Below are 203 nucleotides of genomic sequence, written 5' to 3'. Positions count from 1 at the left end.
CATTTCTGCCCCTTCTTTTCCTTTTAATGTCAATGAACGAAGCCCTTCTTGATAGTATCCGTATTTTTCGAATACGCCCAGCATTCCTTCATATAGAGTTAATCCCTGTTTTTTATAAAAAGCACAGACCTCCGTTGCTAGTAAGGCGGCTTGAACCGCATCCTTATCACGTGCAAAGTCCCCAATTAAGTACCCATAAGATT

Annotated in this window: 1 pseudogene; it reads right to left on the bottom strand. The window is 40.9% G+C overall.

From position 1 onward, the window contains the following. Nucleotides 1-203, bottom strand: a pseudogene (locus tag GXK58_RS26935) (phospho-sugar mutase); the annotation flags it as partial.

The organism is Bacillus sp. USDA818B3_A (assembly GCF_009928415.1).
GTDB lineage: Bacteria > Bacillota > Bacilli > Bacillales > Cytobacillaceae > Neobacillus.
This window is presented reverse-complemented; position numbering and strand designations above follow the sequence as displayed.